The organism is Salinimicrobium profundisediminis, from assembly GCF_026241755.1.
Classification (GTDB): domain Bacteria; phylum Bacteroidota; class Bacteroidia; order Flavobacteriales; family Flavobacteriaceae; genus Salinimicrobium; species Salinimicrobium profundisediminis.
The window spans coordinates 149907-158400 of sequence record NZ_JAPJDA010000006.1; the positions used below are offsets into that span (position 1 = coordinate 149907).

At 37.5% G+C, this 8494-nt stretch carries 9 protein-coding genes; all 9 read left to right on the forward strand.

Annotation, left to right across the window (positions count from 1 at the left end):
• Positions 1-399: 399 nt before the first annotated feature.
• The 9 genes from rpmB to OQ279_RS05300 all read left to right on the forward strand — a co-directional run bounded on the left by rpmB (position 400) and on the right by OQ279_RS05300 (position 7983).
• The gene (rpmB, locus tag OQ279_RS05260) at positions 400-639 is read left to right on the forward strand and encodes a 50S ribosomal protein L28 (RefSeq protein ID WP_265163121.1); all 240 of its coding nucleotides are present in this window, start codon (positions 400-402) and stop codon (positions 637-639) included.
• A 25-nt stretch (positions 640-664) separates the two neighbouring features.
• Positions 665-847 carry a 50S ribosomal protein L33 gene (gene rpmG / locus OQ279_RS05265; protein WP_093113661.1) on the forward strand — a complete coding sequence of 61 codons (183 nt, stop codon included), beginning with the start codon at positions 665-667 and terminating at the stop codon, positions 845-847.
• A gap of 7 nt (positions 848-854) precedes the next feature.
• Positions 855-1007, forward strand: coding sequence for a DUF4295 domain-containing protein (locus OQ279_RS05270; protein WP_266068792.1), 153 nt, complete (start codon positions 855-857; stop codon positions 1005-1007).
• A gap of 127 nt (positions 1008-1134) precedes the next feature.
• Positions 1135-2091 carry a signal recognition particle-docking protein FtsY gene (gene ftsY / locus OQ279_RS05275; RefSeq protein WP_266068793.1) on the forward strand — a complete coding sequence of 319 codons (957 nt, stop codon included), beginning with the start codon at positions 1135-1137 and terminating at the stop codon, positions 2089-2091.
• A gap of 10 nt (positions 2092-2101) precedes the next feature.
• The gene (locus tag OQ279_RS05280; protein ID WP_266068794.1) at positions 2102-3769 is read left to right on the forward strand and encodes an amidase family protein; all 1668 of its coding nucleotides are present in this window, start codon (positions 2102-2104) and stop codon (positions 3767-3769) included.
• Entirely contained in the window at positions 3738-4049 is a 312-nt protein-coding gene (locus OQ279_RS05285; protein WP_266068795.1) for a hypothetical protein, read from the forward strand. The genes OQ279_RS05280 and OQ279_RS05285 overlap by 32 nt, the downstream gene beginning before the upstream one ends.
• A 343-nt stretch (positions 4050-4392) precedes the next feature.
• Positions 4393-7071 (forward strand): DEAD/DEAH box helicase family protein, encoded by a 2679-nt coding sequence (locus OQ279_RS05290; protein ID WP_266068796.1) that lies wholly within the window; start codon positions 4393-4395, stop codon positions 7069-7071.
• A gap of 147 nt (positions 7072-7218) precedes the next feature.
• Positions 7219-7749 (forward strand): hypothetical protein, encoded by a 531-nt coding sequence (locus tag OQ279_RS05295; RefSeq protein ID WP_266068797.1) that lies wholly within the window; start codon positions 7219-7221, stop codon positions 7747-7749.
• Positions 7750-7827: 78 nt separating this feature from the next.
• Positions 7828-7983: a hypothetical protein gene (locus OQ279_RS05300; protein ID WP_266068798.1), complete on the forward strand. Its 156-nt coding sequence runs from the start codon at positions 7828-7830 to the stop codon at positions 7981-7983.
• The last annotated feature ends 511 nt before the right edge of the window (positions 7984-8494 follow it).

Here is an 8494-nt window from a genome sequence, read left to right on the forward strand (position 1 = left end):
TTTGACCTTGTAGGTTTTGTTGCAGGCTATTAGTGCTCTAATATTATTTTGATCACAGTTGCTCGGCACAGATTACAAATCCGCAATCGTTGAAGAGATCAGGGATGAAAAAGTAAAAAAATGAAATTCGTGTATTCGTGGCGATTTATATGGAAAGCTCATTTTCAGTAAGTTTGGACGTAAATTTCAGGCTTAGAGAGTTCTTCAGCAGGAGATCTTCCGAAGAAAGTAAAACAGATCTTTGACAGAAGTTCTAAAAATGGCATTTTTGACAGATATTTCGGGAGTTGACGTAAAAATGAAACTTCAGAAAAAATATTTTTATCTGCTATTGGCTATTAGGTAAAAAAATCGTTAATTTGCAGCCTGTTTTGAAATAACGAGTTAAAGTATAGAGCAATGTCAAGAGTTTGTGAACTTACAGGTAAGAAAGCAATGGTAGGAAACAATGTTTCCCACGCGATGAACAAGACAAAACGTAAATTTGACGCCAATTTGGTTAAAAAACGTTTTTTTATCCCTGAAGAAGATAAATGGATCACTTTAAAGGTGTCTACTTCTGCTATTAAAAATATTAATAAGAAGGGAATTTCGGCTGTAATCAAAGAAGCAAGGGAAAAGGGTTTTTTAAACAAGTAATCCTTAACATTTAAGACGCAGTAAAATGGCAAAGAAAGGTAACAGAGTTCAGGTTATATTAGAGTGTACAGAGCATAAAGCTTCTGGAAAACCAGGAACCTCAAGATATATTACAACAAAAAATAAAAAGAACACGCCAGATAGAATGGAGTTGAAGAAATTCAACCCTATCCTAAAGAAGATGACGGTTCATAAAGAAATAAAATAAGTAAGTCATGGCAAAGAAATCAGTAGCAACATTACAAACGGGTTCAAAGAGATTAACTAAAGCCATTAAAATGGTAAAGTCTCCAAAGAGCGGTTCCTATACATTTGTGGAAGCTATTATGGCTCCTGAAATGGTAAATGACTTCCTGAACAAGAAATAAGTTATTTTCAAAATATACAAAAGCCGTCCCGGTAGCTATCGGGACGGCTTTTTGTTTTTGTGTATATTTACCACGGCTACCTTTTTATAAGTAGAGCCAATTGTTCAAATAAAGATTAGACCATACAATGAGTTTATTTAAGAAAATGTTCTCCCGGGAGAAGAAAGAAACCCTTGATAAAGGACTCGAAAAATCAAAAAATGATTTCTTTTCCAAGCTGGGTAAAGCTGTGGCCGGTAAATCTAAAGTTGATGACGAGGTACTCGATGACCTCGAAGATGTATTGGTGAGCAGTGACGTTGGGGTAGGTACTACCGTAAAGATCATTAAGCGTATAGAAGAAAGAGTGGCCCGTGACAGGTTTCTGGGTACCGAAGAGCTTAACAGGATACTACGGGAAGAGATCGCAGCGCTATTATCTGAAACCAATTCGGGAGAAGCTACCAACTTTCACGTACCTGCCGATACCAAACCTTATGTGATCATGGTGGTTGGCGTCAATGGCGTGGGAAAAACCACTACAATAGGAAAGCTGGCCTACCAGTTTCAAAAAGAAGGTAAAAAAGTGGTGCTTGGTGCAGCCGATACCTTCCGTGCAGCCGCTATTGACCAGTTACAGGTGTGGGCCGACAGGGTTGGGGTGCCTATTGTAAAGCAAAGTATGGGCAGTGACCCGGCTTCGGTGGCGTTCGATTCGGTGCAGAGCGCCGTAAAACAACAGGCCGATGTGGTGATCATTGATACTGCAGGCCGTCTTCACAATAAGGTAAACCTCATGAACGAACTCACTAAGGTGAAAAGGGTAATGCAAAAGGTGGTAGACAATGCACCGCATGAAGTGCTGTTGGTACTCGATGGCTCTACCGGGCAAAACGCCTTTGAGCAGGCCAAACAATTTACTGCAGCTACCGAAGTGACCTCGCTGGCGGTAACCAAACTTGACGGTACCGCAAAAGGTGGTGTGGTGATAGGTATTAGCGACCAGTTTCAAATTCCGGTGAAGTATATCGGGGTGGGAGAGGGCATAGAAGACCTGCAGGTTTTCAATAAATTTGAGTTTGTAGATTCTTTCTTTAAAAAATAAAACTGCGCTTATGAAGCAGATCCTCTTTCTTTGTTTGCTCCCGCTGACTCTTTTGTCATGTGGCGTAAAAAAGTCCGAAGACACCGCGGTTAAACAACCTGTGGTGTGGCAGCCGATAGATGAGACTGCCCGGCTTGAAGAGCAGGCCTCTCATGAGATAGAAAGAATGAGGTTTAAGCTCATCAATTCAAAATACCTGGACAAGAATGATATCAGGAAGCCTTTTGAGAAAGATCTTGCCGGTTTCTCAGCCAGGAAGTACGAATCTTTAAAGCAGCTTATCTTCGAAAGAAGCATCCCCGAGCTGCAAAGCGCGGTAAAGGATGGCCGCCTTAGCTATGAGGATCTTACGCTGTTCTACATTTACCGCATCAGGGAACTGGAGAGCAATAATGATCTTTCCTTAAATGCGGTGATCGCTTTGAATCCAAATGTAGTTAACCAGGCGAGGGAACTCGATAAAAGAGACATTCCGCCCGGCAGTGAGAACTCCATTTATGGCATGCCCGTGCTTATAAAAGACAATATCAACACCGCCAATCTCGCGACTACCGGCGGAGCCATTGCCCTGGCCGAAAATATACCTGCCAAAAATGCCTTTATTATAGATCGTTTAGAGCAGCATAATGCGCTCATTTTAGGAAAGGCAAACCTCAGTGAATGGGCTTATTATTTTTGTGATGGCTGCCCTTTGGGTTATAGTGCTGTGGGTGGACAAACTCTGAATCCCTACGGAAGGAAACAATTTGAAACCGGCGGCTCCAGCTCCGGAAGTGGTGTTGCCGTTGCCGCAAATTATGCTGTGGCTGCCGTGGGTACCGAAACTGCAGGTTCTATCCTGTCTCCCGCGTCCAAGAATTCGGTGGTAGGTTTAAAACCGACCGTCGGGTTACTGAGCCGCAGTGGTATTATTCCAATTTCGGAAACGCTCGATACGCCCGGCCCCATGACAAAATATGTTATAGACAATGCCATTTTGCTCAATGCCCTTACCGGAAAAGATCCAAAAGACGCAGCATCAGTCGCGGCAAATGAAGATTACGCACAGAGTCTTTCCCGCGATGCTTTAAACGGAAAAAGGATTGGCGTGATGAAATCCCTGATGCAGGATTCCATTTACAACAAGGCCGTGCAAGCCATGAAAGAAGGCGGGGCTGTGATAGTGGAATTTGAAGCCGAAGAAGTGCCGCTCGATAACTTCCTCACCCTGCTAAACGCCGATATGAAGAAAGATCTTTCTGCCTATTTAAGTACCGCTGCGGGAGAACAGGTGCAATTTAGGAGTGTAGATGAGATCGTGGCCTATAATAAAGAAGACAGCCTGCTAAGGGCGCCTTACGGGCAGCAGCTTTTTGAGGCTATTGTGGCCGATACTACCAGCGCTGCCAGTCTTAAAAATATCTCTGCACAGCTGCGCGATAAAGGAAGAAGCTTTTTTGATGTGCCCATGCAAAAGCACAATCTTGATGCCGTGGCGTCAATAAACAATTATCACGCGGCCCATGCAGCCGTGGCTAAATATCCGGCGCTGGCCATTCCTGCGGGGTTTGAGGCCTCGGGAGAGCCTAAGAGCATTACGCTTATCGCCAGGCCTTTTGAAGAACAAAAGCTTTTAAACATGGGCTATGCTTTTGAGCAGCTAAGTTATGCCCGCAAGCCCCCAAAGAATTACAGGTAATATGTCGCAACGCAACCTGGAGATCCTCACCAAGATCATCCTTATTTACAGCATCTTTTTTATAGTCATGAAAGCAGTCATCATTTTTGGCGGCTCCTGGCTCGTGCCCAACCTGCTTTTAATGCTTCCATTCCTCATTCTTGGTGCCATTGCCGGGCTGCAAATCAAACGCAATAACTATTCGTGGTGGCTGGTAGGTATAGGTGCGGCAGTGATCATCATCACGCGGGCTTACGAAACCTCTTTTAGCGTATGGGTGCAGCAGCAAATAGTGAATTAGTTTTTTATTACTTCGGAAAAATCCTCTTCTGAAATGCCATTTTTGACACCTTAATCATTCCTGAAACTAACATTTCTTCGGAAGTCTCATGCTTTTTTATTGGTGCCAATCCCTGCTGAAGTATTCCCTTGGCCGGAAGTAAATCTGATGCCTGTTCTTTAGCTGATATCTTCCTGTCTTCTGAAAGCTCTTCATAACGGGGCCCGACATTCTTTTTAAGAAGAAATTATGAACTCCCTGAAGTAGAGGAGGAAAGGTCAAAATTCCACCTTACCCGGAAATACCTCTCAAAAATGCCATTTTTGGAAAGTATTTATCAACTTTCTTCCCAAATCGGTTGATAATGAGCACTGTTTTACGGATTCCCGTAAGCTTCTTTAACAAATATTTAATAGCTTTACTGAAGGAGCAGCAGGTTTGTGGATATCCCTTTTACGAGACAGATAATCTCAAGTTCTTATTGTTGGATAAATTATTGGGCAAATATTTAAGTAATATGGTAGATTTTAAAAAGAAACTGAACAAACCAGAAATTGAAAAGAAAACCGATCCAATTGAAATATATGATTCTTTAGATAGGAGAAGCATCGCTGGTCCTTTACGGCCTGCACAATTCAAAATTCTAAATGAATGGTATGATTCCAGGAAAGATGAAAAAGATTTAATTATAAAATTACATACTGGAGAAGGTAAAACACTAATTGGTTTATTAATACTGCAATCAAAAATAAATTCTGGTCAGTCACCATGTTTATATGTATGTCCTAACAAGTACTTAGTTCAACAGGTAAAGAGAGACGCTAGAAAATTTGGAATAAGTTTCTGCTCATTTGAAGATGATGGCTCATTCCCGAACGAGTTCATAGATGGGGAGAAGATACTGATAACACATGTTCAAAAAGTATTTAACGGCAAAACTAAATTTGGATTAGGAAAGAACTATGTCCATGTCGAAAATATTATACTCGATGATTCTCATGCTTGTATAGATTCAATTAAAAATACTTTTACAATTAGTGTTAAAAGGGATGACGAAATTTATAAAGAATTTTTTGAGCTGTTTAAAGATTTTTTACCAGAACAAGGTCAAGGAACATTTTTAGAAATTGAAAATGGAGAATATGATTCTTTTCTTCCAATTCCATATTGGAATTGGATAGATAAATCAGAAGAGATACTTAATATACTTTCTACACATAGAGAAGAAAATGATGTGGCTTTTTCTTGGCCATTCATAAAAGATAATATTATAAATTGCCAAGCATTTATTTCTGGTAATAGCTTAGAAATATCTCCTATTCATATACCAATCGATAAGTTCTCTTCATTTAATAATGCTAGCCAGAGAGTTCTTATGTCGGCAACTACACAAGATGACTCCTTTTTTATAAAGGGTTTAGGGTTTAAAATTAATTCTATCAAAAACCCTTTACATAATCCTGATCAAATTTGGTCAGGTGAGAAAATGTTAGTTATACCTTCTTTAGTACATGATAGCTTAGATCGTGATAAAATAGTAACCGTAATGTCTAAACCATATGAGAAACATTATGGTGTTGTGTCACTGGTTTCCTCTTTTAAGAAATCCACAACATATAAGGCTTTAGGTTCTATTGTGCCAAAGAGCGAAGAAATTGGTTCAGTAGTAGACCATTTAAAGAAATCAAATTTTAAAAATACTGTAGTATTTGCTAATAGATATGATGGGATAGATTTACCAGATGAAACTTGTAGAATACTTATTTTAGATAGTAAACCATATTTCTTCTCCTTAGCCGACAGATATGAAGAAGCAAATAGGCAAGGAAGTGATTCTCTTAATATTAAGATTGCTCAAAAAATAGAGCAAGGGTTAGGTAGAAGTGTTAGAGGTGAAAAAGATTTTTGCTTAATATTAGTTATTGGAGCAGACTTAGTAAAGTTTTTAAAAAGCTCTAGAACAAATAAATACTTTTCTCCTCAAACGCAGAAACAGATAGAAATAGGAATTGAAATTGCCAAAATGGCAGAAGAAGATATTCCAAATGAAAATCAACCTTTTGATGTTATAAGATCTCTAATGAAACAATCTTTACAAAGAGATGAAGGTTGGAAAGAATTCTATCGAGAGGAAATGAATAAAATTAGTTCAGATCCATCAACAAGTAAAATTCATGAAATTTTCAGTTTGGAAAGAAAAGCCTCAGAACATAATTATATTGGAGAATATGAAAAGGCGTGTGAAGTAATGCAAGATTTGATTGATAATTATGTTACCGACATACCGGAGAAAGGTTGGTATCTGCAAACAATGGCAAGATATAAATACTTATCTAGTAAACATGATTCTAATAATCTTCAAAAGAGTGCATTTTCTAAGAACAATGAATTACTTAAACCAAGAGAAGGTATAACCTACAAAAAATTAGATTTCATAACAGAAGAAAGGACTAAAAGAATTTTCAATTGGATTAAGCAACATGAAAATTTTGAAGAATTAAATTTAGCAGTTGATAGTATTTTATCAGATTTGACTTTTGGAACATCTGCTGAAAAATTTGAAGCTGCGTTTAAGGAATTAGGCCTAATGTTGGGATTTTTGAGTGAAAGACCTGACAAAGAAATAAAAAAAGGTCCTGATAATTTATGGTGTGGAAGTAATAATCAATATTTCATTTTTGAATGCAAAAGTGAAGTAGATTTAGAGAGACAAGAAATAAGTAAATATGAAGCCGGCCAAATGAATTCTCATTGCGGATGGTTCGAATCTCAATATTCTGATTCACCTGTAAAGAAAATTTTAATTATACCTACTAAAAGTCTTTCTTATCATGCAAATTTCACACATGATGTTGAAATTATGAGAAGAGGAAAATTAAAGCATTTAAGAACCAATGTAAAAGCTTTTTTTAAAGAGTTTCAGAAATACGAAATTCATTCAATAACAGACGAATTAATTCAAAGTTTTATAGCTACACATAAATTAGATATAGAATCATTAAAAGTGGATTATTCAGAGGGGTATAATCAAGCGCTAAGATAAATAACGTTCTCAAAATCGGTTCATCGCAAATAACTGATGATTTAACACATTAAATTAAATACCACAAGAAAGTATTTTTAAGCTTAGTCGACTTAAATATTTTTTTGCCTTCTACTATCTAAAAAACCTTTTAAACCCAATAAAAAAATGGATCAGCAGATCAATGAGGAATTAAGACAATATAAACTCTTTAAAATACAAGAAACTGAAGCTAAACTGAGAAGATTCTGGCAAACTTATTTAGAAGTTAAGGAAGGTATATTTATTAAGTTTTCTAAAAATGTTACTTCGAATATTCTACAAATACCCATAATCTTGTTATTTCTAATTTGTTTGGTCATTGGTATTTTACTTTTATTTCCAGATATTATTATTGATTTAGTGACTTCAAATGAAATAGACTTATCCAGATCAGATAAAGAAGAATTTCTATTGATATCGGAGTTTACTGCTTATTTACTGTTAGGCTTATCGGGTCTTTTTGGATTCATTAGTTATCTGTTAAAGCTTAATAATAGAAAAAGAAATAATATCTACAATCTTTCAAAATTGCTGGAAGAAGTGATGTTATATATGGAAGATTCTTCAAATGATGAGAAAAGAAAATATGAATATTTTGTAGACAGCATTGCGGAGAAGGAAAAGATAAAAAGAAGTTCTGTGCATAATATGGGTTAAGCGCAATAACGGATTTCACTAATTTTCAGAAACCAGGAAAGAAAACTAACCCCCCAAGCTCCTAAATCCCCATCAAAAATGACAAAAAACACCTTCGATAACTTAATGATCGCCGCCATTGCTATAATTCTCGTTATTGTGAGCATTTTGGAAAGGGAAGAATACAGTCCGGTGGCCCTTCTTCCTTTAGTGCTGCTGTTCTTGAGCGGGAAGTTGTACTTCAGGGAGCAATAAGGGCGCCCTGGTATAGGGAATACGAGATTTGGAATATTTTCAACCGGGAAAAAACCAGAACAGCTACAAGCACCAGGAATTAAAACCTGCCCTAAAATTATGTAATTTTATACGTGGCTAAAAAAGGAACAGGAATAATGAGCCAGTATTAAAAAGTGCTCAGTGCTCAGAAAGTTTGCTGAAAAAGCTTAAGAGGAATAATACATAAAAAACATTCGTGTATTCGTGGCTACAAGAGGTACAGGAATGATGAGCCAGTATTAAAAAGTGCTCAGTGCTCAGAAAGTTTGATTAAAAAAAAAGCTTAAGAGGAGTAATACAAAAAAATATTCGTGAATTCGTGGCTACTAGAGGAACAGGAATAATGAGCCAGTATTAAAAAGTGCTCAGTGCTCAGAAATTTTGATTAAAAAAGCTTGAGAGGAGTAATACATAAAAAATATTCGTGAATTCGTGGCTACTAGAGGAACAGGAATAATGAGCCAGTATTAAAAAGTGCTCAGTGCTCAGA